The sequence below is a fragment of the Streptococcus chenjunshii genome (genome assembly GCF_003086355.1).
GTDB classification, from domain to species: Bacteria; Bacillota; Bacilli; order Lactobacillales; family Streptococcaceae; genus Streptococcus; species Streptococcus chenjunshii.
The window spans coordinates 1,098,267-1,124,790 of the sequence record NZ_CP031733.1 but is presented as its reverse complement, the minus strand read 5'-3'; the positions used below and the strand labels follow the sequence as shown (position 1 = coordinate 1,124,790).

The window sequence follows — 26,524 nt, the reverse complement described above, 5'->3', positions numbered from 1 at the left end:
TTTATTCGTCACTTTCATCAATTTCAGCACCCTTGATATGGCTTTGTCCTTGCATCCGCTGACCTGCTTGCTGCATTTGTTGGTTCATATAACTCATTTGGTGCATAGATTTTTGAAAGTTTTGCTTATGTGAAGGGGCTTCTTCAAACTTTTTTGGCTCATCTGCTGTAGCATTTGGAAGGATTGGCTTTTCTGCTGAAGGTGTCGGTTCACTTACCCCACTAAACGCTTCACCAGAAGGTTCTGAAGAAGGTAATGTAGGATCTGTAATACCACCGCCAGCTGGTCCAGCATCTGAAAGTGGTTCGAAGCCAGCTGAAGCATCTGGATCAAATGGTGATACAGATTTAACTTCTTCTGGGTGGCTATGATCTTTTAGACCTCTATAAACTGCATCATGAGCTGCTTGTTCTTTTTGACTTAAGTTCTCATCAACGCCACCTGCAAAATCTTTAACTTTACCAACTGCTTCTCTGCCTGCAAGGTCAGCAGCACTATACATATTGCTTAAACCGCCTTTGGCTGCATTCATAGCACCTTGATCCCTAACAGCATTGAAGGCTCCTCGAATACCGCCGCCTGTTGTGGCTAAACTATTGCCAAGAACTTTACTTCCTGTGGCAACTGCTCCAGGGGCTTTTTTAGCCATATCAAGACCAAAACCGCCCATAGCCATAGCTCCATTGCCAATAGCTCCAGCTCCAGTCGCAAAAGCGTTACCCATCATCATGGCGCCTAACAACTGTTGAGCAGTATCGCTATGACCCGTTGATACACCAAGCCAGCGTTCAATCATTGACACCCCTTGCATAGCAGCAAAGAAGATACCAATATAAACAAGTGAGGCTGCAAGGCATTGTTCCCACATGTTTAGTCCATCAAAGAAACCGCCTGAGAGTTTCGTTACTGCGGACACGGACAATGTTGGTAAGTCTCGACAAATTTCAAGAGTCACACGCATAATCACTACTTCAAAGAAAATCCCTGCAAGCGCTCCTCCCATGGTACGTAGAAGCTCTTTATATTTCTTAGAATTTGACAAAGACGAATACCCCTGGAGAGGAGAAATCAAGCCTTCAATGAGAATATCAAAGACTGACTTAACTAATTTGATTGACATCGAAATCAGCAAAACAATCAGGATAATATACTGCATAAACATCCCTATCCAGTTGACTTTATAACGCATATAAACAGGTTCAAAAGCATTTAGTTCTCCTACGATACGATGCTCATTAATAGTCTCTACACCTGTTTGATTAGCATTCAGGCGATGAAGAAACAACCCTTTTAGACCTTCTTGTTGATTATCTTCTAAATCTTGTAATAAGTCAGCATTAGAAGCGCCATAAGTTGCCCCAAAATCGATCCGTGTCGCAAAGTCAGTGGTGTCCCTCTTATCTGAACTGTCCGTGATATTATTGACTGGTGTTGACCCCTCTTTAGGGGGCTTAATATAACCATAATCATCCAGTGGAAAAAGTTCTGTTGAAAAATCATTATCAATCAATACTTTGAGATCTACAATGTTGTTCTTCATAGGTTGGATAGCTAAAGAAGAGTACTGCTCACTGCCATCCGGTGCCTCACTGGATACCGTTTGAATATTCATAGCATCTTGTGCAATTGCAGAAGAAACAGTTGTCAAAGCCAGTGGCAAGACGGCTGTGACCATGGTAACGAGAAGAAAATTTGTAATCATTCCTTTGTATTTGACGGGTTTTGTGAAAACACCCGTTATCGCTGAAACAACGAGAATCAAACTAAATAGAGTCGTTCCTATGACTTGAAACCAATAGAAGAACTGTCCTATAACTGTGTTGCTATCGCCTAAATAACCAAAAAGACCAAAAAGCTTAAACATATTATTGAAGACATGTTCAAGACTTGATGTAATGGAATACAAAGCTTTGGCAATGGCACCTGGTATATAGGCCAGAAAGGAGAGAAACGCTGGTGTAGTATCTAAATAGTTACTCCAATATTTGTAAAAGGAGGCCATTTTCTCTGCATTTTCCCCAGTAATATTCCCATTTGTTTTGCCGTTAATGTCCAGAAAACCAGACTCTAAAGCGTTTACCAAATCGGAATAAGTATCATATTTCACATAAGGTACCTACTTTCTAGTTAAGATACCTTCATCATAAGGGATAATGAAAATTCTTGCGTTAAGGGGACAAGTCATAGGAAGCATTAAAAAAAGCCTCAATTTGAGACTTTTTCATTTATTAATCAGCTTGCCCGGAAAAATCGTAGAATCCACCTTCAGCAAAATGATTCCTACGCAATTCAATTATTCTAATTGTTTTTCCACCATCAGAAAGAGAGATTTGATAATAAGCATCTGAAGTATCTAGTTTTTCTCTTCGTTGACTAATAACTATTGTAAAATTATCAGTATTCTGGAGTTCCTCTTCAAGAGAAGTCAATACACCTGAAGGATTAGACGGTAGATCAGATTTAGGAACTGTTTTAAAATAAACAACCTCACCACTAGAATTTGAAATTTGTCCTTTTGATGACTCAAATTTTAATTGATCACCACCACTATTGAAAAAAGCTTCATAGGCCCTTAATTCTGCATATCCAGTGTAACTATCCTTTAATTCAGTCTTGATGATATCCTCAGTAGATTTTTGACCACAGGCTGCTAAAGCAATTAATGCAAGCCCTAACGTCAACAGACTAAACCATCTTTTCATTTTCATAACAATCTTCTCCTTATTTACGTGATTTCATTATAGCAGAAATATGATTCCCAGACAATAGTTTATATATTTTGTTATATAACTTTTTGTTTATCTTATTATATCACATCATCTACAAAGAAGATGTCGCCATCATCTTCCTCCTCGAAAACTTCGGCTATAACGGCTTGAGTTAAATCAGCTGGAGAGGTGAATTGGGCTTGAGTAAGTGGTTTAGACTGCTGTTTTCTGGTTGCTAATTGAGGAGGTTCACCATTTGTTCTCATACGGTCTGTTAAGGCTATCCGCCAATCAATAATCTTACTGAAGGTACTTTGTGCCCCTACCGCTATATCTTGAAGGTCAAGGTCTCTGTGGCCGCTTTCTACAGGAATATCAGCTAAGGTCATAGAGTGATCAAATTCTTCTTGGAGAAACATATAGCGATAAGGCAGACTGGTTTTCTCGTGTAGGAAAATTGGATCTAGCGTTACCTTGCGACCGGCATTGTCTCGACCTTTCACCCAACGTAGGATAACAGCTTCTCCTTCTTGTAACTTGCTCAACTGAGTAGGGGTCAACAATTCCTGTCTTGGATTTTCAATGGTGACATTGGGGTTTGCCTCATCCAGGATATTGCTGGATCGTCTGCGGCGTGTAATTGTACGTGTCCCTAGTTCCTTACTGAAGGCAGTATTGGTATCACCTGCTGACTTAACATAAATTTGAAGTGAACAATTCTCCCTGATTGTTTGAGCAGTATTCTCTCCGTACTTATCCGTTAACTGTTTAAGGTTTTGAATCCAGAGATAATATAGGATATTTTGGGCAAGACCAATGGAAATCTTTGTATCCATATTAGGAATAGCTGTAATATTGGCGAACTCGTCTAGAATATGGAGTATCCGATTAATACACTTACGGCCGTTTGAGAGAGCCAGTTCATAATTGGCATTAAATAATTGGTCTAAAAACAGCGAAACAATGCTATTATACTCTGTTCGGTTAGGAGGTGTTACTAGGTAAATCACTTTAGGATTATCTGAATAAATCAAGTCAATATCTTCTTCCTGAAGAAGGCTACCCTCCTGTTTATTTAGAACTGTAACCTTGATATAATCCAGAACCGGCTTCTTCGTGTACTCGTCAAGGGCTATAATCTTGCCGCGTCTCTTATAAACTTTCTCAGCTGAAAATTGGAAGGTCTTTTTGCGAATGCTGGAATCACCATTATTTTTGTGATCAAAGTCGACAGTTACCAAGAACTGTTCTGGAAGCTTGGGTTCAATCGCATAAGTGAGATAGCCTTCACCATCAATAAGAGTTGTCGCTGCATTTATATGAGTAACTTGTCTAGTTGTTTTACCCCAAGCGGATTGACTAGTAATCGTAACTTTGGCTGTCTTGTGAGCGTATTCATTACGCATGGCCGCATTTGAACTGGAACGAAACTTGATAGACAGGCGACGTGGAAAACCGACAGATTCAAGATCAATTGAATTACTAGAAGTCAGTTTAGCAATATTATCCTGCAGGAAGAGGTTGACCCCTGCCATCATGCTGGAATAGACATTGCCTTTCGTTTCTTCTGCTGCAAAATCTGAAGACCTAAAATTCAAGTCTGCCATCTCCCGAAATTTAGAAAATTGACGTTGATTAATTGTTCTAAGATTATCAAAGTAAACTGTAATTTTTGATTTCTTCTTCACCGCTTGATCACGATTAGGATTTTCAATGATTTCTCCCAGATCATCCACAAAGACTTCTTCTGACCCTAAGTCCGTTAGAAATTTGGCGATATTTCTAACAGTTACTGTATCCCAAGCATCATTTTCACCATTTTGAAACGTTTCATTGGCTCGATCAATCAAGGCCATGGCAATGGCATTAAAAAGAGCAATAGAGGTGTCTTCAAAGTATTTAGCATTGCCTTTGCCTGTACCAGGCTTAGTTTTACGATAAATGGCTTCTGCCACCGCATTGACACGAGTTTGTGTCATTTCGTAGTATCCTTTTTTAGCTGCAGCAATTGCTAAAGCAAGCGGATTGTAAGACATCGACCAGTCCATGTTTTGGAAAGAGAGAACATTGACATCATAACCACGTTGACGCATGGTTTTATAAGAAGATTGGTAGTGTTCCCCTTTAGGGTCGGCAATAACCATAGATGGCTGAATTTTAGCACGGCTATTAATATCTATGGTTGGTGTAATGTGCCCCTCACCCTTACCAGAACGAGTCATCCCAATCCCTAGTACGTTAGTGGTGCTGTTATCAATATAATAATCACCTGAAGCTTTCGCATAAATCCCTAAGACCCTTTCAGCATTTGTCATATAGCGGCTAAAGGTACGATTTTGCCAAAGCATTTGAGAACCTAGAGTTAATCCTGCAAGATTCCTTCTGGTCTCATGTAGGACTGGCACACCACCCTCACCTGGATAAGTTTCTGTCTTGTTTGGGACTTTCTTATATTGCTGGTGAATTTCTTTGACTGTCGCAAAACGGTCGTCCCCTTCTTCGTTGTAGTTATAATCACGAAACTGCTCAAAGTTAACCCAAGCAGATCGCCAAGCAACCACTAGACCAATCAGAAAGATTGGCACTGTTAAAATAGGCGCTATCACAAATACCCTAGCATTAAACAAGTTACGAATTAACAAGCTATCAACATTAAAGGTCACAGCTTGGCTATTGTCTCTCAAAGCTATTACTGAAAAATAACAGAAACGAATAGCTGCCCTCAAAACAGTCACTAGATAATTTGTAAGAATAAATGCTATAAAGCTGAATCCTAGCCCCATGAACACAAAGCTACGATAGTTTTTGAAATAAAGCAAGGGCTTCATTTCCTTATTAAAACGTTTCCGATCTTGCTTTATAAAAGGTAGTTTATAGGTGAGACGAAAGAAAAGATTTCCCAATAACAAGAATAAAAATGAAGGAATAATTGTTGCAAATCGTTTAATAAGCTGCCATAACTCTTTACTTTTTTCTTTTCCAGCTGATTTCCAGTCAATCTCATGGCGGTGTTGCCAGAAATAAGCTAACTCTTTTCTTTTATTTTTGAGATATTCCTTGGTGCTATCTCTATCATCTATGAAGCCTTTCATCGTCTGAAAAAAGTTCTGCATCGGTCCCTTGACGGCCTTTATTCCTTGGTAACAAAGATACCCCACAAAGCTAACTAAGAGAATGGCATTGAAATGGCTAACTTTTGATAAGTGAATCAGAGTATAAAAAATAGCTTCTAACCAACTAAACATACTGCTTACCTCGAATTTCTTCTAAAAATCGCTGGATTTTCTCACCATAGAAAGTGGAAAAAAGAAAAATCTTAAATTTCTGTTGAGGGGAAGCGAGTCGGTAGCGTTCCAGGTAGGAACTAATACCATCTTCAATTCCCAGACGAACCGTATATAGATGGCAGCTTCTTCCTTGCTTCAGATAGTTTTCTATCTGAAGGGAATCTGCCATTAAATCATCGGATTGATAATCCGTTTGTTGTTTTACCATAAGCAAATTATCCCTTCTAGTTTTTATACACTCCTAGAATAAGGGATAATGAAAATTCCTGCGTTAAGGGGACAAGTCAAAACATTGTGCAAAAAGTTATATAACTTTTTATTTCTCATTTAAAGACAATTTCGTGGACAAACTCCCATAAAAACAATTGAAAACGTCGTAGAATCGCTCTCTCAACACCTACTACTTGTATTATGTGGGGGAATTTATGACTTCATACAAAAATAGCACGTGATCTAATCATCACATGCTATTTTTTAATTAAAATGGCTCATCAGCATCCACTGGTTCTGGATAAGACGGCACTGGTGGCGTTTCTGGCTGAGGAGTATTAAGGTTGTCTTGCTTCCTTCTCTCAGCTGCGGCCTTGTTTTCTAAAAAAGTAATCCCATTATGTTGACTCGGAGCAATATATTGATAACTACGACGTTTTCCCTGAGCGTTCGTATAAGTACGCTGAATAATTTCTCCTTTTATCAATAAAGGAGAACCTTTGGATAAGCTCTGCGCCATAATTTCCGCTTGTTTCCCATAAACTTGTACATGAAAGAAGCTAGTCAATGGTTTGCCATCATTCCCCTGTAAACTGGAATCACAGGCAAAATCGAACTTAAAACTGACATGCCCATTGGCTGTCTTTCCGAGTGCATCAGCCGGAATATCTGATACACGACCATTAGCAATAAACTCTTGCATTGTGTTATCCTCCTTATATAATAAAAGGCCACAAGTGTCTTATCATTTTTTTCTTGTGGCCAGTTTCGTTATGATTCAGATCTTCAGTTACCCAATTAATTTTCTTGGTGTTTACGAATACCAAAGAGACCAAATGCAAACGTTAAGACACCAAGCAGTGAAACAATAATGTTGACTGGTGTGGTTTCGTCACCAGTTTTCGGAAGTACTGTCGCCTGAACAACTGGTGTAGCTGGATCCACTTTAATAGGCGTTGGCACTTCTGACACAGGCTCTTCCGGATCTTCAGGTGTGCTCGTCTTCACCTCATTAGATGTTACAGGAACTTCAGTCACATTTCCTTCAGCATCCATAAAGGCAATGTTGGTTACAAAATCGTTGAACACTTCTCCAGCTTTAATACGCTCAAAATCAATATCAACCCCAACCTGAAAATCACTATCTTTAGCAATACGCGCCAAGAAATCTGAATTCAGACTAACGACAAAACGGCCAGTCGATTCATCATAGGTCTGTTGAACAAAAGCTTCCAAATCAGCGTGACTTTCAAGCACCGTACCATCTGTCAAAGTAATTGGCACAAACGCATAAACACGATATCCTAAATACTTATCATGCTCTACATCCAGCATGTCCACAATTTCATACTTAACAAGTTCATCTTGTCCATTAGCTAAAATAAGCGGTGCCTGCAAAGTATAGGTGGCTGTTTCACCAATTTTAAGTGTCCCATTATCGATTGATACACCATCTTTAACAATATCTTTCACTGAAACTAACTCATTTTGAAAAGCATTAAGATGATAAGTCACTGTCGCATCTGCAGGCGGCGTTGGCATGGGTGGTACAATCATTACTGGAATCACCGGATTGTTATTCTTATAAGAAACTGATCCCCAGCCATAGGTATCATGAATCCAATCATCGTGTATCTGGATAACATCAATAAGGCCTGTACTCTCACCCGAAGCTAAATCATAAACTAACCCAAGCTGAACAGTTTGATTAATGGTATTAGTAAAATTACTATTACCATTATGGGCATGTTCATAAACAACCTGTCCATCTTTAGTTAGTACACGAAAAGCAATATTTTGATTAACCGCCTGATTAACCTTAGTATTAGTATATTGATAACTATCTAAGGTAATAGAATCAATGTAAGCTCTGATAGAACCATCGTAATTGACTTCATAACGATGATTAACCTTACCAACTAAAACACCGTGACCAATAATGCCGACTCCATCATTCATATCGTGGCTAAAGGTAAATCCACCATCTTCCTGAGTGGCCGCAGTCATAATCGAATTACCATATTCTAAATTATCCACGCCTTTTGCATTCGCTTCAATTTCAAAATCAACATTGTCACGAGCTGCATTATCCTGCTTTTCTTTCTCCTTGACCGCTGCTTCACGTTCTGCAAGTGCTGCTTCATAAGCTGCCACTTCTGCAGCTTTTTCAGCAACTGCAGTATTAATAGCTTCCGCTTGGGCAGCATAATCAGCTTCTGCAGCAGCAGTATCAGCAACCACCACAGTTTCTTCCTGAGTCACAGTCACTCCTGCGGCTTGAGCATTTTCTAAAGCTGTATCCAATTCTTCTGTGATAGGGACAACTACTGTCTGACTAGCCACTTGCTCAGTTGATACTGGATCAGCTTCCTGCACAGCTACTTCATCAGCTGAAACTTGTCCGCCCAATAATAAGGCGGCTCCTAATGCAATTCCACATACTAATCCATATGCTTTTGATTTACGAAAATAACCATGTCCAATAACTTTGTTCTGATTCATTTAAATATTCTCCTTTTTATTTTTAAATTGTTTTCCGTTTTTTGAGGAACAGTCCACCAAGAGCAGTTAACACACCTCCAAAGAAGCTTAACCCAAGAGTCGAAACTTCTCCTGTCTTAGGCAGCGTCGTACTTACTCCTTCAGCTGTAATAACCGAAATGGTACCATCACTATTTGTGATAGCTCCAATAGCTTCAGGACTTGTAATCGTCCCATCACTTAAGACCACTTGGCTATCTTGAGTACTAATAATGGTAGCTCCTGTATTGGTGTATACTGGTGAGCTTGATGTTACATCTTGCACGATTTGACCAGTTACACTTGAAGTTGTTCCCACTTGAGAAGCTCCAGCATTAGCAGCTGTCTCAGCTGAAATATTTGGGTTGTTGGTTGGCACTGAGGTATCTGGGGTAACTGTTGATGTCTCACCATCAGTTGTCGGGACTTCTACCGTTCCTGATGGGTCGGTAGGCTCTGTTGGTGATTCTTCCGGCTGACTAGGTGTTGTAGGATTTTCCGCTGGATCAGTACTTGGAACACTAGGTTCTTCCTCACTGGTTCCTGGAGTATTAGGATTTGTTCCCGATTCCTCACCTGTAGAAGGTATTGTGGGGTCAACAGGCACAGTAATTTCTGTGGAAGTCCCTGTGTCACTACCCGTTGAGCTTCCGGATGATGGATCGGGTTGTGTTGATGGTTCTGGAGTAATGATTTCCGTTGATGGTGTCGCTGGATCAATTGGCGCCACCTCATCCGCAAAGGCCGTTCCTACAGTGGTTGATAACACCAATGTTGATGTTGCGAGTGCTGTAATCAGTTGTTTCTTTGTCATTTTAAATACCTTTCTTTAATTAATATAGTTTGTCTCTTTAGGTTCTGTCGTTACGACATATCCATATTTAGAAGACTCATGACCCTTAACGGTAAAAGTTAACCTAACACCTGAAGTCTTGTCTCCTTCTTTTACAGACAAGACATAGGTTACTGTATATTCTTTAGTTTTTGGTTCATATATCAGTTTTTCGAGAATAACGGACTGCAAGGTTTCTTCTTTTGGAACAGTGTATTTGGCATCTCCATCAGAAAGAAAATCTGCTAGGTTTTCTTTCTTACCGGAATAATAATTTGGCAAGAAGGAACGACTGAAGACATCTATTTGATGTTCTTCATTCGATAAATTTTGAACACTTTTTAATTCTTGATAGAGATAAGTAACCTGTTCGTTTTGTTTAGCTAGTTGCATATATGATATAACAGATAAAATAACTCCCCCGACAGCTAACACTGCAAGAAGTACTATGAGTAAATAAACCTTCTTCAGTGAGTGTTCTTTCAGTGCTTTCTGTTCTGCTGGCGGAGTAACACCTGCAGCAAAGTTTGAGACTTGCTTCTGTTGCGGTAAAACGCTTGAGACTTGTTCCCCTTCTTCTGGAAAAAGAGGAAGGGCTGATTCTTGAATACCTAAACTATTTTTGTAGACTGGATAAATTTGATTGACAAAATACTCCCGCTTTTCTTGGTAGGTATAAGATTGGAAGTCTTGACCTGTCATAATCGATTGAATCAAAGGTAAGAGTAAGTTCTGGTACCCTTGATCAATGATAAACGGGCTGGCAAATACCTCCCCTTCAGAGACAGCCTCCTTTCCCTCCAGGTGACAAATTGCTACCTTGTTCAGCTCTACGTACCCATAAACCTCTTGTAAGGCTTGAAACAGTAGTTCTGCTTGATGAAAAGTCACATAAGGCAAGGACTCTTCAATCGAATGCTGGAAGGAATCTAGATATTGTTGATCCAGTCCTTCGATAATCCCAAGTAGTTCGCTGTCATCATCTGGAGATTTTCCAGCTTCCCAAGTGACTTCAAGAAAGAGATCATCTGTTACCACGCATTTATGACTTTTCTTAAAAGGGATAAATGCCATCGTAATCACCTTATCCCTTCACAAAATTAAAGACCCACTCGACGATACTTGGTCCAGCAGAAACCGCAATAATGGATACTGCAATGGCTACCCAGTGTTTCTTGATACCAGCTTTTACCTCACGACCACCAAAACCATAAACGAGACCAGTCACAACAACCGCTAATCCTAAAGTGACAATGCCGATACCTTGAACCTTAGTGATCCCTTGTTGAGCCAAGGCATCTGTTTTGGCAAAAGGATCATCCGCATAGACTGTAGTAGTCAGGAGTCCTGAAAGAAAGAGTGATAAACTAAGCAAATATCTTTTGCTTTTAGTCCTCACTGTATTGATATAATTTGTCAACTTGTTCTCCATAGAAAACCTCCTTTATTTTATTGACATGATTAGTGTAAGTGATAATGAAATTTTGTGCGTTAAGGGGACAACTCATAGGAAAAAACTTTTTTCAGCTGAAAAAGGCATCCATTTCTCCTTCAATATCCAATTGAATTTTTCTCAAATCTTTCCTATGTTGATTATCTGGTGCTTCCCCTTCGACCCATAAATGCACATTATAAGTTTGGTTACTTTTATCCAAGGTTAGACTCTTGGCAGAAATAGGTGCTAATACTTTTCGTTTAATTAAACGTTCTAGTGGACGTGCGCCATTTTTTACGTCAGTACCAACATCTGAGAGATACTGAATCAAACTAGGCTCATACGACAGAGTTAAATTTTGTCGCTTCATCCTATCTGAAATTTTAGAGAGGTTTTTCTCTGCAATTTCTTCAATGACATTTCTCTCTAAGAGATTGAAGATAATTTTGTTTTCGATCCGATTAAGAAACTCTGGACGAAATTCATTTTGTAGCTCACTATCCATAGACTTTTCAAATTGCTGCCTATCACGATCAGTCAAATCTTTAAAATTACCCTTCAGCTCCCACTTATTGATAATTTTTTCAGCACCAATGTTAGTTGTCATAATGACAATTGTATTTTTGAAGCTAATCAAACGTCCAGAACTATCTGTTAAACGGCCGTCGTCTAATACTTGCAAAAATAAGTCCATAACCTCACTATGGGCTTTTTCGACTTCATCTAACAACAAGACAGAGTAAGGCTTCCGTTTAACCCCTTCAGTTAGCTGCCCTTTAGTTCTTGTCTCACGATTACCAATCAGCTTGGCCACATCTTCTTTTTTCTTGAACTCAGACATATCAAAGCGAATCATAGCATCTTCATCATCAAAAAGTGCTTCTGCGACGGCCTTGGATAATTCTGTTTTACCAACTCCAGTCGGCCCAAGAAAGAGAACTGAAGAGATAGGCTTGTTTTCATCTTGCAAACCTGCCTGAGCAATAGTTACCGCATCTACTATGGCCTCTATCGCATCTTCCTGACCTTTGACTCGATCCATCAGCTTTTCTTTGAAACCGTCTAAGCGATCCTGATCACCTTTCAGAATTGTTGTCACAGGAATTCCTGTTTTATCTTTTAAGACCTGGGCTATATCTTCATCAGTTACGGTTACTTTTCCTTCAGCGGCAGCAATCGTAGAAGCTTCATCGATTAAGTCAAAAGCTTTATCTGGTAAAAAACGATCTGTAATATAGCGGACAGATAGACGGACCGCTTGACGAACAGCTTCTGAGGAAATTTGAATCCCATGAAACTTTTCATAAATCCCTTTTGCTTGATCAATAATAGTTATAGCTTGTGGAATCGTTGGCTCTTCAACCATAACAGGTTGCATCCGACGCTCTAAGGCTCTATCAGTTTCAATATAATCATGGAACTCATCTAAGGTAGTTGCTCCAATCAACTGAATATCCCCACGTGCCAAAACTGGTTTAATCACATTTCCTGCATCGAGGGCTTGTCCGTCCTGGCTACCTGCTCCAACGATGGTATGAAATTCATCTACAAAGAGAAGATTATGACCACGTGTAGCAACCATCTCCTCAATAATCTTCTTGAACTTAGCAATAAAGCCACCATCATCTTCGCTCATCAAACTAGAAAGCTCCAGAGAACGAACCGTCAAACCTTTTAAAGCTTCAGGAACTTGGTCACGCATAATAGCAAGTGTTAACCCCTCTACAATAGCTGTTTTACCAACTCCTGCTTCTCCTACCAGAATAGGATTGTTCTTAGTTCGTCTGAGAAGAGAGATAATGACTGCTTGTACTTCCTTATCACGGCCGTACACTTGATAGTCGTCTGATTTTTTAGCAACCTTAGCTGACAAATTATCAGTGTACTTATCAAGATAAGGGGTCTTCAATTCATCATCCACTTCAATCACTCCTTCCTTTAGCAGCTGCAATCTGATCGGTTAGCTTTTCTTTAATTGCATCAATAAACTCACGTGGATTAATTTCTCCCTCTCCAATCTGAGAGAGGAATAGTTCCCAACCGCCAGTCGTTTCAGGACTCGCAAACTCATTATCATAAAGATAATGAATTAAGAGATAGGCTTTGTTGGTTGGAAATAGTTGACCTGACTTCTTGTTTTTAGTGATATATCCACGGTCTTGAATCGTTTTAAGCGTAGCAGCTCTTGTTGCCTGTGTTCCTAAACCATACTTAGGTAAGATTTCACTAATAAATTGAGCTTCAGTAATTCTCTTAGGTGGTTTTGTCACGCCTTCAAGAGCCAGTGCCTTCGTTTCCAATTGATCCCCTGTACGATAATCTGGAAGTTCAACATCACCTTTTAATTTTTGTTTACTGAAAGCGACCCAACCAAAATCAAGCATTTGTCTACCTGCTGCCTTAAAAATCAAGCATTTATTTTCCAGTTCAACAGTTGTAGTGTTGTAACGACAATCAGCGGCAAACATCAAAAGCGTTCTGCGAACAATGGCTTCATAAACTAAACGCTCATCAGGTTTTAAAGTCACTAGGTTAGGGATATTTTCTGTTGGAATAAGGGCGTAGTGACTCGTTTTAGCCACTTTTTCAGGATCAACGTAATTTTCCCTTGGTTCTAAATGAACTGGCTCAAAATGGCAACTGATAGTATCTTGATAACTCTTAATGTAAGTCTTTAGATAATCAAATTCCTCTTCAGTAATAAATCGAGTATCTGTTCGAGGATAAGATAAGTATTTTTTCAAATAAAGACTTTCTATTATCCTTTCTGTTTTGAGAGGTTCAAAGCCCCACCATTTTGCAGCAAGCCCTTGAACATCTGAGAGATTAAATAAAGCGGGTGCTGCTTTTTGGTGTTCCGTCATTTCAACTGAAGAAACAATAGAGGTAGGACTTAATTGTCGTGAAGCTGCCAGAACCATATCACTATCTGAATACTTCTCTTTATTAGAGAATGTTACTCCTGTTTCTTTATCTTCCAACTGTAATTTCCAATACGTTTGGGGTCTAAAATTCTGAATAGCTAAATCATTTTCACAGATTAAACGGACTGATGGAGTTTGCACTCGACCAACAGATAAGCTATTGCCTTTGCCTCTGGGAAGTCGTCCTTTATTTTGCAGATCTATCGTTGCTAGAGGCGATAAATTCATTCCTACTAACCAATCTGATTGCGCACGTGCTTCAGCTTCTAAATAGTAGTTATAGGTTTCCATCGGTTCCCTAAGTGCCTGAAAAGCTTTTTGAATAGAACGAGTGGTAACCGAGTTAACCCAAAGACGCTTGGTTACCTTGCTTTTTCCTTCAGGAATATGGGATAAAATCGAATAAGCAATCCGTTCCCCTTCTCTGTCAGAATCTGTACCAATAATCACATGATCAGCTGCCATAACTTCTTGATAAATCTGCTTAAAGGTGTCTTTAGAATCTTTGTCCTTCTTTAGTGTCTGTTTAAATGAAACATCGACTAAGGGTAACTTATCTAAATCCCAATTGTCCTTTGGTAAACCATACTCAAATAAGTGTCCTTCAGCAGCAATAACATGAACTTCATCTGAAAAGTACGGTGTGTGTTTGATTATATGAACTTTTCCTTTTTTACTAGCTGTTCCCAAACTCTCTGCGTAAGCAGCAGCTTGTGTTTCTTTTTCAGCTAGAATGACTGTTACCATATCACTCTTCTCCTTTACTGTTAGTTAATCTCAGTTTAAGAGATAATGGTAATTCTTGCGTTAAGGGGACAAACCATCCCCAGCTGATAACTAAAAAAGCTATGATACAATTTGTTATATAACTTTTTGTATCATTTTTTGTGTATAAAAAAGGTACTCTCAATTGAGAATACCTTTTGTCTTAACGACTTGGCCCTTTGATAGGGGCTTTAGGAAAATTTGGTCCCTGTCCTCGATTTTTTCCTAATTGATAAGGTTTCGTGTGATGCTCAATTTGCTTGTGCATCTTAGAAACTGTTTTATGGATGCGTTTCAAAGAGTCAGCTAATTGCTTATCATTTAATCCTTGTAAATTGTCGGTCCACTTAGCCATATAATCAATAGCCTTCTCAGTCGTATCTAAACCAAAATGCTTCGAGAGCAAATGACTAGTCATTTCAGCCTCAAGCTCTTTTTGGACTTTCGGCAGCTCTTTATACTGATCTGCAAGGTTAGGATTATGAAGCGTTGCGTGAGCTAGTTCATGAATAGTTGTTGCAATTTTTTCTCCAGGCGTGTTATCTGGATTAATTAAAATTAATTGTTCTCCTGGGAAAAAGGCACCTTTCGCATTTCCTAGAACATGAGCTTCGTCTTTCATAATAGAAACACCAATGCTTTCAGCATAATCACATAATCCTTCAAGAACTTCTTTAGTCTTAACCTTATCCGTATCAAAGTTGTAATGACGGTTTGGCATTGCTTTAGGATAGCTTTCTGGTTTAAGGGTAGTTTGTGACAATTCAAATACCTTGTAGGTTGTAAAACGAGGTTGTCCAGTTTTTGGATCTCTTTCTTGGAATTGACGAACAGGAAGTTTACCATCTTTCACTAAAGTTTTTTCTTGTGAAGTCGCTTCGGAAAGCTTTTTGTATTTTGGGTTGCCTTTATTATTTTTAACCTGATGTCCATTTTCATCAAGGACTGGAATCATCCTCGCCATCAATGGTCTAAAGAGCGTAATTCGCGACTTTTCACCGGCTTTGACAGATAACCCCTGATGAACCACTTCCTTGCTTTCACCTGTTCTCTTATTAACGTATGTTGCTTTAGTTTGAATAACATCCTCTGTTTTAATCCCAAGTGCTTCTCCCATAGATTTCCATTGATCATAAGTTGCGACTGCATTGGCACCTCTCCATTGTTCTTGGATAAGTGCAACGTTACGAGGAGAAAGCTGAGGGAACTTGCTCATAAATTCCACATACTCCATTAAGTCTTCGGGGGATTGTGTATACTCACGAATTTTCTGGAAAGCTCTTTCACTAATTTCATAAGCTGAAGCTGACTTATAATCAAATGGTTCCGCTGAAGAGATATTTTCCTGAGTCCGCTGACTAGGTTCTTGGCCTCCATTGTTAGTTAAAAAGGCATCTATTTCTTCTTGCTTATAAAGCCCTTCAGGGGAGTTTCCAGTTACAATTGTTTGTCCATTCTCCTCAGTTGTAATAGCTTGATTTTCCAGCTGAGAAAGCACCTCTTCATCAATAGCTGCTAAATCTGGATAGCCCTCTAAACGGCGATAACCTAGCCCTAGAAGATGTGACACAGGCTGCGTTTCATCGCCAATAGCATAACGGACATCTTCTTTAACAAGGACGCCACCTGGAGCGTAAATGTCAAATGCGATTGGCTTAGTCCGAGAGGCATCCTGATTAGCCTTGTAAAGCACTGTGACAAAGTCTTGATAAGAAACTAAGTGAGTCGGTTCAAACGGTAACTGAGGGCTGTTTGGCCTCTCATTAGAGCTTCTAAGACGAACATGATAGGTATCGTTATAAATCTGATCCTGTTGCCAGTCTTGATAGAAAGCCGTGGTCTTATCTAGCAATCCAACCCCATCAGCTTTAGCTACAATGGTCTTAAAGTCCCCTGAAGACTCTTCAGACAGTTGGTTATAACGCTCCCAGCTCGCTTGAAATTCTTCAGGAACTTCAACACCTAACTCAGCAGGATTACCAACGTTATAAGCGGTATCCAAAACTTTCGTAAAGGTCGCAGCATCGATAAGCGCTTCAGCTGGAGATGGCGTCAGATCATGACTTGGTTCATCTGAAGAAACCTGCCCACTTTTCAGAATAGAAAGCATTTCTTCCCCGTTATCGGTTATATACGCCTCATTGATGGACAACTGAGTAAATTTGCCATCTCTTTCTTGATAAACGCCCAAAATAACGTTTTGGTGTTGGGATTGTTCCGTCTGAATTTTGAGTTGTTTTGTCAATTCCATCAAAGATGCTGGATAGATATTCTCCTCGTTTGATGAAAAGGCCAGTAACACATCTTTGTCATCAGACTTAATAGCTTTTTCAAGAGATAGGGATTGCAGTTTTGGAATATCTTCCACCTGGTCAAAATAGAAAGCGTCTGTTTCCATGATAGCTTTTAAATCAGGTAAGACTTTAATTTTTTGAAAGGCTGCTTCATTGTCAGCAATCATCAGATTATCATAAGAACCACGGCCTTCCGCAAAATCATGTAGGGTTTTAACCGCCGTCTGTCCCCTTTTCAGTGGGAAAAGACCTGTCAAGTGCATGAAATGATACTGTTCAAAATCAATATTGATGTTATATTGCTTGTTCCCCTGTTGGTAAAAGTAATGCAAGGTTGTATCTGACAAGTTATCAAGGTACCATTGCGCTGCACTTTGAATATTAGGGGCATGATGGTTAAGTTTGTTTAATTCATGCGGTTTTATCGGGTGATAATTGTCCTTATAGATTGACCTTTTAGGGTCTTCTATGGTAAAATAGAGTAAAGAATGAGAATCGGTTTGACTTGGTGACAAGTCTTTCAAAGGTTGCGACGGTGTCGCTTCAGGTAATGGTGCTGCCTCCTGAGCTTGCTCAGAAAGATCCCTTATATTTGTCTCATTCTTTTTGTATTGTTCAGAACTAACAGCTGCCTCTTGATGATTGTCAAGGGGCTTTTCTGTTTCCTCAACTGAAGAAACCACCTGTTCTGGCGACATCGTAACTTCTTCTACCACTTCGGGAGTGATGATAATAGCCTCATCTCTCAACTTCTGGAGAATCGTCTCATACGTTTCTGGAGAAATTTCAACTGTGCCACTCTTATTATTGAGATAGTCTAACAAATGATAAGGCACTAGCTGATAGTAATAATCGACATTGCCTGTCACAATTTCATTAGCGGGATAACTGATAATGTTCCATGTATCACGCCCTAGATTTCCGAGTGGATCGCTGATTGAGCGCCCCCAGTTTTCAGCGGTCAAGCTATCTAGCTGGCGATTAAGATTATAGGCACTAATAGCCACTTCTTCTGAAAAGACAGTCGAAGTATTTGAGCGACCTAAATCTTTTTGAAGACTTTTTAAAATATCATACATCTGATTTTGTTCAGGTGTCCCTTTTTCTTTAAAATGATCAATATTAGTATCATTGATTGACTCAAAGAAAGTACGATACTCTTTTAGGCTATCAATGGCCTTTGGCTTCAACTGCTGCATCGGATGACTCCATCCAGTATAGTTGACCAAGGTATAAAAGTAAGCCTCATCTGAGAGAGTCACCCGCAGGTTACCTGCTCGAATTTGACTTTGAACTGCTTCTGATAGCCTTTCTTGATTAGCTTTAAAAGTATCATAGGATACTTGGGCACGATCTGAAGTTGAAGTCACATCAGCAAGATTTTCAAATAGGACCCCTTGCTTTTCACTCCTTGTTTGATAAGATTCCCTATCATCAGATAGACTCAAAATTCTATGTTGTTTTAAAGCATCGTTCCAGTCTGTCTTATCTTGTCCTGGTTGTAAAACTGGTAGATCCTCAACAATACTAGCCCCTTTTTCTCGCAGTGAGTTTGTAAAGTTTCGACCAGCTTCGTCATTATCTACTGCAAGAGTAATCCAATCTGCATGTTTTCCGTCTGTAAAGAAGTTATTATCAATAGCCGTCTGTAATCCATCAGCTAATTGATCATGACTCCAGTGTAGTGGACGACCTAAAATATCAGCCTGAAGTTGGGCCAAGTGTTTACCAATAACAGCTTCTTTCAGACCATCCATCGAAACCAGACGCACATCCTGAAGGTTATCTTTATGCAGCTCATAGTAAGACATCAGATCAATAGCGCTTTCCGCAAAGATAAGCCGGTTAGGCTGACCTATATCTACGTGCATACCAGTGACACCATCTGAATTTCGGACAATATTCTTAGCATAACCACGTTCTGGCCACTTCTCCCAGTTCTCTTCAATTCCTTGCAGAGTCGCCCCCACAATCTCGCCTGAGAAATCAAATGACTTAAAGACAACAACAGGCTCAATACTGCCATTTACTTTAGCATTAGCTTGAGCTAAAACTCCCTTATCAAGAAAGAAGTCAATTGTTTCATCTGATAGACTACGTTGTTCTTTTAGATAGGTTCTAGCTGCTTCAAACGGTTGCTCATAAGGCTCAAGATAGTAGGAAAACGGTTCTTGTACCCTCTCAACAACTGTATATTCTTTAAAACTGCCATCATTTAAGTAATCAATTGCCTGATTGAAGTTCACTTCTTTCATCGTTTCAACAAGTGAGATAACATCCCCGCCTTGGTGTCGTGAAAACCAGTTCCACATATTTTTATCAGGCGAAATAACCATAGAATCATGTTCTTTCCAGCGGTAATCTCGTCCTGAACGCACCAATTCCATGTTCATTTCACTAGCAACATCTAAAATATCACGAGACCGAGCATATTCCACTCTCTCCCGACGGCTTTTTCCACGTGAAGACGACTGTTGTGTGTGTTCTTCTGCCATAAAAACTCCTTTCATTTACTAGAAACACTCATATTCGGGCTGATACGGTGTCGGTTCAGAAACAACAAATATTTCTCTTGGCAATTGAATGAGATCACCTACTGAAAAATGCTCAAATTCTTCTGGATTATTTTGATAGTCCAATTCCAACTCCAAATCACCATTCTTTCCTTGTCCAGCAAAAAGAATTCGTTTTTGAGTATCATCAATAGACTTGACTAGCCAATCAGCATCGAAGTCAAATTCCTCTTCAGAAACACTTGGAAATTGTAGCATGCTCACCACCTCCTTCCTGTATCTACAGTTACTTTTAGTCTAAGAGATAATGGAAATTCTTGTGTTAAGGGGACAAATCATAGGAGATTTTTAAACTAAAAAAGCCATTGATAATGACTCATTAACGTTGGGCTTGCCTGCGTTCTTCTTGCTCTTCACGTTCATCACTTCTAGCACGTTCCATAAGTGCTTTTTTATTTGCTTGTTGAGAACGATTCAGTGATGATGACAATTGACGCATGAAGTCCGTATCCAACTTTATAGGTCCTTGAGCCTGTTGTAGTTGTGTTTTTTTGGTAACTTTGCGTTCTTGTAACTGCTTAGAAACAGCTTGAATAATTTGATTTTGACTTTCTTCAGTCGGTTGTAATTTGGTATATAAACGTTTCAATTCCGCAAATTCCTGGGCATTGGCTCTTTTCATCTCTTTAACAGCTGATTCATCTGATAACTGTTCCATCTGTTGATTTCTGTTGTTAATCTGATATTTCAGTTGAAAAATAGAGACATGCGTTTGAAGTTCCTCAATATAAGCTTGTTTTGTCGTTGAAGCACCCTTCAAAAGTGTTAGAACACTATCGTCTTGAATTTGACCAACAAGACTTATCTCTGTCCGTAATTGACGGATAGGAAGCTGTATTGCACCAGCAGTCGCTTTATCAATAGGCAAAGCAACACTATTTTCAAATTGAGACTTCAAACGCTCTTTCAAAAGCTTATTATTATCTGAAAGCTTAAAATTGGGAGTTAGTTGTAGTTCAATAGCTTTCAATTCTTGAGTTAGAGCCTGTTTTTTAAAATCCACAAACGACTGATCGGAAACTAAAGGTTGGATTTGTTCTAAAAGCTTCTGACGTACCTGTAAGGTCTTCTGCTGTTCCTCCAGACGATTCAGCTTCAAGGCATAGCGGTAAGTCCCTAACTCTTGTCTTTCTTTTTCTGTCGGATTCAATTTCTGTTTTGCAACAGTAATTAATTCCTCAAGATCCTCTGAAGAAAAGAAAGATAAGTCTTTTAGTGTTAATTTCTTTTCCATGAGATTTTCACTTACTTGACTGATATCATAGACGCGAGTTTTTTCAAATTGAACCTCCCCGATACCCGCTCCGTTTTCATCGTAGTCTTCATATACTGGTTTGAGAATCTCAATCGGTTTCACTCCCTCTTTGAGGATGTAACCTCTTCGTTTCCAGGCCTCTAAAGATTTGACATAGTTAGCTTCTGGGAACTGTTCAAGAATCATTTTTTGATTCCCCTCTGAAAAATCATCCAAATTTTTTTTCAGATGAACGTTTTCTATTTGAGGGGCAGCCTCTCTAAAGGATCGTAGGATATTGTTGGCCAAACGCTCTCTTAAATCCAGTATACGACGTGCCAAATGATGTTTGAAATCATATCCTTTTGATTCTGCAAGCGTTCTGATCGTTTTGCCATCGACTTTGCGTAGTTTTTCATAGACTTGATTTTTTTCAGTCGAATACACCCCTTCATAAGTCCTAAGAAAGTCTCTAGTCTCTTTCAAAAATTCTTGATAGGCTGCGCTACCTCCATTGTTTAAATATGAATCCAAATAGCGATCAAGAAAGAACTTACTAACCGCAAAATCCCTAGCATTTGATCCATAGCGCCATTTTTTATTAAGAGGTAAGTGATTGTAGGCTTGTTCCAAAAAATTTTTTTCAGCTGAAGAAGTAATCTTTTCTTCTTGATAAACAGAGAGCATTAAATCTGCTTTGAGATTAGCTAGAATCTGTTCTTTTCTGATAAGGTTTGAGCGTATTTCCTCTTTTAGTAATCCGTGATAAACACCGCTTTTAAAACGGTTAATTGTTTTTTGAGAGAAGTTTCCCTTGTACTCCATGCGTCCACGTGGCCGATAGAATATTTTCTCACGATTAGATTCCACTTCAGACAAACCAAAATGAATATGAACATTGTCCGTATTGAGATGGATATTCCCCCACCAAAAAGCAGAATCCGAAAGGCCTTCTTTCTGAATCAGGGTTGGCATCATATCACGCATGGCAGCCTTGATTGCTTTTTGATCAACTTGGCCAGTTGCAACATCATACAATCCCTGTTCAGCAAGAAAAGCATTATCAAAAGAAATGACACCCTGCCAAAGAAGCGAACCATTTTGATAAGCTGATTCCAACTTGTTTTTTAGGTCGTTTAATCGACGTTTCTGGAGATAATCTGCTTTCTGAGTAAAGACAGCTGTTATTTCTTCTGATTGGTTTTCTGTCGCATACGATCGGTTCATATAATCAATGTATTCCCTAAAATTCAACTGAGTTTCAGGGACAGCTTCCTGAATACGAGTCATCTCATCTTCAGTCAATCCTTCAATCATTTGCCTATTCGTTTCCAGGGACAATTCTGTGTCAATTTTGACAGCTTCATCACGATTTGTATAATCTACATATTGACTATTAGCCTCTGTGTACTGAAGCATAAATGTAATATTAGGACTAGACGATACATTCATCATTTATGCTCCTTTCTTAATCAAAACAGCCCATCTTTATTTTTCTTTTTATGTAAGGAACTATACTTAACATCAATCGTCAAACCATCAAACCAAAAATCATAAACAGGATTATTTTTCTTAAAGTACTTATTAGCATCTGTTGCTTCTGGAACATACTTTTGAAAGAGTTCTTCTGCCATTCCTCCCAATTTAGCCGTTCGAGATCCGTACTGAATTTTATCTTGAATTTTCAAACAACCATTCTTAATTAATTTCAAGTGAGCAATATGAGTCGGTAATCCAGATTGCTTTACTGCCTCATGAAAGTCTCCTGTTTCTAAATATATATCAACTATATCAGCCATTTTAATTATCCTTAATGTGAGTTCTTAATTGTTTGGCCACGTGCCACATCTTCTTTAATGAGGTCATCAATTCTAGCCATCAATTCATGTTGAGCTGGATCAAAGCGAGAATGAACAGACTCTAAATCTTGAATATCAAAATCATCGCCTTTTGTAATGGCATGGAAATTAGTCAGCTCTAAATAGAGTAGCTGATCCAATTGACGACAGATCGATTTTAAAGCACGCCCTTCATCTGAGTTGGTCAATTTTCTTTCCAGCCGAGACAACCTCTCTGAAAAATTTTGTTTATCTTCAGTTTCCAAAAAAAGTTTATAGAAAACATCAATCAACTTAACAACAGTCGCTGACTGTTTCTGACCTGGACATTCTAAACTTTCCCCTACATCTGCTAATAAATAGGATTTTATTTCAGAAAACTTTTGTAGTGTTTCTTCGTTAAAATAGATATTAATTCTAGTTGCCATTATTTCTCCTTTACTGCGATTTTTTTGAAGTTCCTGTTAAATAATTAATCTCGTACTCTGGTTGAACGTTAAAAATATAAACATCAAAAGATACAGTATCATCTTCTATACTTTGTGCTTCCAAACGAATACCACGAGCAACTAATTCTACGTTTTTAAAAATAGGCGTTACTCGATAGCGGACATGATGTTCTGTCTCTCTTATATAATTTGCGACTAAATTTTCATAGTAAACCATTGACGATTTTTCATTTTCAAAATTGGCATTAAGCGCACGTGTCCCTGTAAAAAGATTTTTCACGTTTGCATTCTCACCACTTAGTTGAAAGCCGATTAGATGAGAACGATTATATAAATAATCTTGCTTTCCATTGAAGTTGATTCTTTTATTTTTCCAGCCAGTTGGTTCCACAGATGAAATATCTTCACGTTCACTTGATGGCATTAAATCTTTACCCAACATTGCTTCAGCAACTCCCACACGATTCAAAAAATCTAGGTTACTGTATTTTTCCCATGAACCATTTTTTAGACTCAACTCTTCGTTGGTAAATTGTGCCTTATCATTAACCACTATCACTTGATGTTGACCATCAAACACTTTTGATTTTAGTTCTTCATTTTGTGTCTGATGAGCATTTCCTAAGTCACCATTTTTTTCTTCAGGTGAATCTGATATGTTCAATTGAGTAGCTATATCATTTTGAGTAAATGCACTTTTTAAAGATTGAAAATTTTGTGGTTGCACTAAAAAAATAGCGATAAACAAAACACTGACTAGCAGGAATTTATTCTTCTTCATTAGCGGCCTCCCGCTCTTCTTTCAGCAGCTAGCGCATCAACATCATCCATAAATTGTAACCAGTCCGTTGTTAACTCTTCTACAATATCTTGTTTTGCATGATAGGCCAATAATTTGATTTCATTTTTGAGCAACTGATCCAATATTTGAGCTTGTTGTTCTTTAATATCTGCCAACGTCTCTGCAAATTTATTATCATATAAATCAAGACCATCATTTTCGACAATACGATACAACTGAGACATCAAAAAATCAGCAAGATTAGGATACTGAAATTTTTGAGACATCATCTCTAATTGCACAAATAATTCATCAGGAACTTTGCGTAATCTAATTTCCTTAGTCATCCCTTTCTACCTCACCTTCGTATTCCAACCATCTTGAAATGTGGTCAGCATACCGACCCATTTTCCTTTCAAAGTCTGATAAAATTTCTGTCTGTTTTTGCGTTAAACGTAAAACATGATCCGACGTTAATTTCATATTTTCTAAATGAGCAAGATAGTTTGCTTCAGCAAAATTAAATTGATCCTTTTCAATCTTTTCACGTAAGACACGAACTAAAAAATCATTAAATGATTTCGATTTTGTTCTCTTTGATTGAGCTTTTAAATAATCAATTTCTTTCTCAGTTAATCCACGTATTTTTAACTCTGTTCTTTTCGTTACCATACAAAATGATCATCTCCTTTCAAAAAAACAGCGCCCTTCTTTTTTCTTTTGACGAGGCAAAAGCTAAAAGAAGCAAAAAAGAAAACCTCAACCTCGCAACGTCACGAAAATAAATTTTCTACTTTTGCGGTTTTTCAAGACCTAGCCCACTTAATGTGTTCTAGTCCATGAAAAGAGCATAAGGGAAACTGTCCCATCGTATCGCTGGGAGTTGATAGTATCAACGTTTCCTGTGTCCCCAATTCTCTCGGCTACGCCTACTAAACACACACATGCTAGACACACTTTAACACACTAAGCACTCTAGCACCTACGTTATCCCCCACACCTTAACACACTATAGAGATGTACAAATACACACTCCGTTAAATAACTTGATGAGGTACTTCTTCTGCTGAAAAATGGAGATTACTGTTCCACATTTTCACGTTCTTTTTTAGCCGCTTCACGTTGTGCTTTTTCTTCTTCTCGAATGAGAGTCAGCTCAGTTTTGAGATTATCTAAAATCTTTTCATAAGTCTGACTTTTATCTTTTTTGAGTTGAATCTGAACGTAGATTTTACCAATTTGTTTTTGAATATTTTCTTCTGCTAGCTTACGTTCATTTTCCAAAGAAGCAACTTTTTTCTTTGCTTCTTCAAGTTCTAAATCAATTTTTGTAAGATCTTTTTTTGCCATTTAATAGCCTCCTTTATTTAATGATTTTAGTGTAAGGGATAATAAAATTTCTTGCATTAAGGGGACAAACTACAGCAAAAAATAAAACTCCCCAATCCATGAGATTAGGGAGTAATACTATTAGTATTTTATACTAAAAACCTAAGATGAGTATTCTGTAAATGCAGCCTTACTACTGAGTTTTAATTGAATCAACGTGTAGCCAAAATCTTCCTCAATTCCAAAAGGATAAACTCTAAAAACAGGATAATAGATGGTATCAACATCTTCAAAAATTCGTTCTACTTCTTTAGTAATAAGATCCGTTTTGTAATGGATACCTGTTGTTACTTTTCTATTTAAAAAGCTTAGTTCAACAACTCCTTGATACGGTTTTTTGATCGCATTCTGGTTAATCAATTTCATTCGCTTGTTAGCATCCATTTCATCCGCATCTGTGTAAAAATTAGATTCTGGAGGTAAATCAGCTGTTAGTTTTCGGATGCCTAGATACTCTTTATTAATGACATTTTTGAAAAGATATTGTTTAAATAATTTGAACTGAAGGTGACTAGCAAATGTTGCGATAATAAAGCTAATCATCCACAAAGTAAGGAGTCGACTAACCAAATAATCTGTCAAAGCATGTTGGCCAATATAATTATTTCCTGCTTGGAAAAAACAAAAGCTTATCGCAACGTAGAAAGCAAATTTTATATGGTAAAGATCTTTACTATAAAGGATCCAAAACAGTAGATTTGTTACTACTGTGATAATGACTAAAAATCCTAACATAAATACGGAAAGCTGCTGTATATCATGCGGCATGTAATAAGTTAGTAAGCCTAAAAAGAACGCTGCAAAAAAATAATGTTGACCCGGGATCAAGAATTTTATAAGCCAATTAAGTCCACAGATAAAAGATAATTTAAAACCTGTTTTATTCAACATTTTTAATTTTTGAGTTAAACTTTTCATTTGTAAAATCCTCACTTGTTTCTTTAGTTAATAAAAGACGTTTTATTAAGGAGCCCTTTTGAGGAAGCTCAATAAATAAACAACTTGAAATCAATAAAAATAACGACAAATATGTAACGCCAGTTAAAATCAAACAATCGACCAAAATAATTAATTGTATTATTTTCAGTACCAAAGATGAAGTATTAAAAATAAGATGAACGGCTGTAAATCGAAATAATAATGGAAATAATATAAAGATAAAAATATAAATAACTAGAAATTTTATAAACTGTAAAAAAGTGACTGGCTTTAAAATACTTGGGAAAATTTTTTCAAACCACTTCTTTTTGATAAAACAATAATAAATGTAACTCATCATTTTAGC

The 26,524-nt window shown here is 38.2% G+C and carries 21 protein-coding genes and 1 pseudogene; all 22 read right to left on the bottom strand.

Features of this window, described 5'->3' with window-relative positions:
• Position 1 precedes the first annotated feature (1 nt).
• The 22 genes and pseudogenes from DDV21_RS05535 to DDV21_RS05430 all read right to left on the bottom strand — a co-directional run bounded on the left by DDV21_RS05535 (position 2) and on the right by DDV21_RS05430 (position 26,518).
• On the bottom strand, positions 2 to 2,107 hold the full coding sequence (locus tag DDV21_RS05535) for a pLS20_p028 family conjugation system transmembrane protein (protein WP_116877246.1): 2,106 nt from the start codon (positions 2,105 to 2,107) through the stop codon (positions 2 to 4).
• 121 nt (positions 2,108 to 2,228) lie between these two features.
• The gene (locus DDV21_RS05530) at positions 2,229 to 2,708 is read right to left on the bottom strand and encodes a hypothetical protein (RefSeq protein ID WP_116877247.1); all 480 of its coding nucleotides are present in this window, start codon (positions 2,706 to 2,708) and stop codon (positions 2,229 to 2,231) included.
• A gap of 98 nt (positions 2,709 to 2,806) precedes the next feature.
• A complete protein-coding gene (locus DDV21_RS05525; RefSeq protein ID WP_116877248.1) occupies positions 2,807 to 5,953 on the bottom strand; it encodes a VirD4-like conjugal transfer protein, CD1115 family in 3,147 nt (1,048 codons plus the stop codon).
• The gene (locus DDV21_RS05520) at positions 5,946 to 6,203 is read right to left on the bottom strand and encodes a hypothetical protein (RefSeq protein WP_116877249.1); all 258 of its coding nucleotides are present in this window, start codon (positions 6,201 to 6,203) and stop codon (positions 5,946 to 5,948) included. The genes DDV21_RS05525 and DDV21_RS05520 overlap by 8 nt, the downstream gene beginning before the upstream one ends.
• 270 nt (positions 6,204 to 6,473) lie before the next feature.
• The gene (locus DDV21_RS05515) at positions 6,474 to 6,908 is read right to left on the bottom strand and encodes a single-stranded DNA-binding protein (protein WP_116877250.1); all 435 of its coding nucleotides are present in this window, start codon (positions 6,906 to 6,908) and stop codon (positions 6,474 to 6,476) included.
• 95 nt (positions 6,909 to 7,003) lie between these two features.
• Positions 7,004 to 8,707, bottom strand: coding sequence for an LPXTG cell wall anchor domain-containing protein (locus tag DDV21_RS05510; protein ID WP_116877251.1), 1,704 nt, complete (start codon positions 8,705 to 8,707; stop codon positions 7,004 to 7,006).
• A 22-nt stretch (positions 8,708 to 8,729) separates the two neighbouring features.
• Positions 8,730 to 9,539: an LPXTG cell wall anchor domain-containing protein gene (locus tag DDV21_RS05505; protein WP_116877252.1), complete on the bottom strand. Its 810-nt coding sequence runs from the start codon at positions 9,537 to 9,539 to the stop codon at positions 8,730 to 8,732.
• Positions 9,540 to 9,554: 15 nt separating this feature from the next.
• A complete protein-coding gene (locus DDV21_RS05500; RefSeq protein ID WP_116877253.1) occupies positions 9,555 to 10,631 on the bottom strand; it encodes a hypothetical protein in 1,077 nt (358 codons plus the stop codon).
• 10 nt (positions 10,632 to 10,641) lie between these two features.
• Entirely contained in the window at positions 10,642 to 10,989 is a 348-nt protein-coding gene (locus tag DDV21_RS05495; protein ID WP_116877254.1) for a TrbC/VirB2 family protein, read from the bottom strand.
• A 91-nt stretch (positions 10,990 to 11,080) separates the two neighbouring features.
• On the bottom strand, positions 11,081 to 12,913 hold the full coding sequence (locus DDV21_RS05490; RefSeq protein ID WP_181963475.1) for an AAA family ATPase: 1,833 nt from the start codon (positions 12,911 to 12,913) through the stop codon (positions 11,081 to 11,083).
• Position 12,914: 1 nt separating this feature from the next.
• Positions 12,915 to 14,663, bottom strand: coding sequence for a type IA DNA topoisomerase (locus DDV21_RS05485; RefSeq protein WP_116877256.1), 1,749 nt, complete (start codon positions 14,661 to 14,663; stop codon positions 12,915 to 12,917).
• Between the two features lie 181 nt (positions 14,664 to 14,844).
• The gene (locus DDV21_RS05480; RefSeq protein ID WP_116877257.1) at positions 14,845 to 19,470 is read right to left on the bottom strand and encodes a PBECR4 domain-containing protein; all 4,626 of its coding nucleotides are present in this window, start codon (positions 19,468 to 19,470) and stop codon (positions 14,845 to 14,847) included.
• An 18-nt stretch (positions 19,471 to 19,488) separates the two neighbouring features.
• On the bottom strand, positions 19,489 to 19,746 hold the full coding sequence (locus DDV21_RS05475; RefSeq protein WP_116877258.1) for a hypothetical protein: 258 nt from the start codon (positions 19,744 to 19,746) through the stop codon (positions 19,489 to 19,491).
• A 121-nt stretch (positions 19,747 to 19,867) separates the two neighbouring features.
• Positions 19,868 to 22,234 carry a MobP2 family relaxase gene (gene mobP2, locus DDV21_RS05470; protein ID WP_116877259.1) on the bottom strand — a complete coding sequence of 789 codons (2,367 nt, stop codon included), beginning with the start codon at positions 22,232 to 22,234 and terminating at the stop codon, positions 19,868 to 19,870.
• Positions 22,235 to 22,272: 38 nt separating this feature from the next.
• Positions 22,273 to 22,581 (bottom strand): annotated as a pseudogene (locus DDV21_RS05465) (hypothetical protein); the annotation flags it as partial.
• A gap of 11 nt (positions 22,582 to 22,592) precedes the next feature.
• Positions 22,593 to 23,048: a hypothetical protein gene (locus DDV21_RS05460; protein WP_116877260.1), complete on the bottom strand. Its 456-nt coding sequence runs from the start codon at positions 23,046 to 23,048 to the stop codon at positions 22,593 to 22,595.
• Between the two features lie 10 nt (positions 23,049 to 23,058).
• On the bottom strand, positions 23,059 to 23,850 hold the full coding sequence (locus tag DDV21_RS05455; RefSeq protein ID WP_116877261.1) for a DNA/RNA non-specific endonuclease: 792 nt from the start codon (positions 23,848 to 23,850) through the stop codon (positions 23,059 to 23,061).
• Positions 23,850 to 24,197: a hypothetical protein gene (locus DDV21_RS05450; RefSeq protein ID WP_116877262.1), complete on the bottom strand. Its 348-nt coding sequence runs from the start codon at positions 24,195 to 24,197 to the stop codon at positions 23,850 to 23,852. The genes DDV21_RS05455 and DDV21_RS05450 overlap by 1 nt, the downstream gene beginning before the upstream one ends.
• A complete protein-coding gene (locus DDV21_RS05445) occupies positions 24,190 to 24,522 on the bottom strand; it encodes a hypothetical protein (protein WP_116877263.1) in 333 nt (110 codons plus the stop codon). The genes DDV21_RS05450 and DDV21_RS05445 overlap by 8 nt, the downstream gene beginning before the upstream one ends.
• 408 nt (positions 24,523 to 24,930) lie before the next feature.
• Positions 24,931 to 25,200 carry a hypothetical protein gene (locus DDV21_RS05440; protein ID WP_116877264.1) on the bottom strand — a complete coding sequence of 90 codons (270 nt, stop codon included), beginning with the start codon at positions 25,198 to 25,200 and terminating at the stop codon, positions 24,931 to 24,933.
• 141 nt (positions 25,201 to 25,341) lie between these two features.
• Complete coding sequence (locus DDV21_RS05435) at positions 25,342 to 26,157, bottom strand: hypothetical protein (RefSeq protein WP_116877265.1); 816 nt, start codon at positions 26,155 to 26,157, stop codon at positions 25,342 to 25,344.
• A complete protein-coding gene (locus DDV21_RS05430) occupies positions 26,120 to 26,518 on the bottom strand; it encodes a hypothetical protein (RefSeq protein WP_116877266.1) in 399 nt (132 codons plus the stop codon). Before DDV21_RS05430 ends, DDV21_RS05435 begins: the two co-directional genes overlap by 38 nt.
• Between the last annotated feature and the right edge of the window lie 6 nt (positions 26,519 to 26,524).

Coding starts and splice junctions, on each gene's coding strand:
- DDV21_RS05530 (WP_116877247.1), bottom strand. CDS start 2,708: ATGAAAATGAAAAGATGGTTTAGTCTGTTGACGTTAGGGCTTGCATTA.
- DDV21_RS05525 (WP_116877248.1), bottom strand. CDS start 5,953: ATGTTTAGTTGGTTAGAAGCTATTTTTTATACTCTGATTCACTTATCA.
- DDV21_RS05520 (WP_116877249.1), bottom strand. CDS start 6,203: ATGGTAAAACAACAAACGGATTATCAATCCGATGATTTAATGGCAGAT.
- DDV21_RS05515 (WP_116877250.1), bottom strand. CDS start 6,908: ATGCAAGAGTTTATTGCTAATGGTCGTGTATCAGATATTCCGGCTGAT.
- DDV21_RS05510 (WP_116877251.1), bottom strand. CDS start 8,707: ATGAATCAGAACAAAGTTATTGGACATGGTTATTTTCGTAAATCAAAA.
- DDV21_RS05505 (WP_116877252.1), bottom strand. CDS start 9,539: ATGACAAAGAAACAACTGATTACAGCACTCGCAACATCAACATTGGTG.
- DDV21_RS05500 (WP_116877253.1), bottom strand. CDS start 10,631: ATGGCATTTATCCCTTTTAAGAAAAGTCATAAATGCGTGGTAACAGAT.
- DDV21_RS05495 (WP_116877254.1), bottom strand. CDS start 10,989: ATGGAGAACAAGTTGACAAATTATATCAATACAGTGAGGACTAAAAGC.
- DDV21_RS05485 (WP_116877256.1), bottom strand. CDS start 14,663: ATGGTAACAGTCATTCTAGCTGAAAAAGAAACACAAGCTGCTGCTTAC.
- DDV21_RS05480 (WP_116877257.1), bottom strand. CDS start 19,470: ATGGCAGAAGAACACACACAACAGTCGTCTTCACGTGGAAAAAGCCGT.
- DDV21_RS05475 (WP_116877258.1), bottom strand. CDS start 19,746: ATGCTACAATTTCCAAGTGTTTCTGAAGAGGAATTTGACTTCGATGCT.
- mobP2 (WP_116877259.1), bottom strand. CDS start 22,234: ATGAATGTATCGTCTAGTCCTAATATTACATTTATGCTTCAGTACACA.
- DDV21_RS05460 (WP_116877260.1), bottom strand. CDS start 23,048: ATGGCAACTAGAATTAATATCTATTTTAACGAAGAAACACTACAAAAG.
- DDV21_RS05455 (WP_116877261.1), bottom strand. CDS start 23,850: ATGAAGAAGAATAAATTCCTGCTAGTCAGTGTTTTGTTTATCGCTATT.
- DDV21_RS05450 (WP_116877262.1), bottom strand. CDS start 24,197: ATGACTAAGGAAATTAGATTACGCAAAGTTCCTGATGAATTATTTGTG.
- DDV21_RS05445 (WP_116877263.1), bottom strand. CDS start 24,522: ATGGTAACGAAAAGAACAGAGTTAAAAATACGTGGATTAACTGAGAAA.
- DDV21_RS05440 (WP_116877264.1), bottom strand. CDS start 25,200: ATGGCAAAAAAAGATCTTACAAAAATTGATTTAGAACTTGAAGAAGCA.
- DDV21_RS05435 (WP_116877265.1), bottom strand. CDS start 26,157: ATGAAAAGTTTAACTCAAAAATTAAAAATGTTGAATAAAACAGGTTTT.
- DDV21_RS05430 (WP_116877266.1), bottom strand. CDS start 26,518: ATGATGAGTTACATTTATTATTGTTTTATCAAAAAGAAGTGGTTTGAA.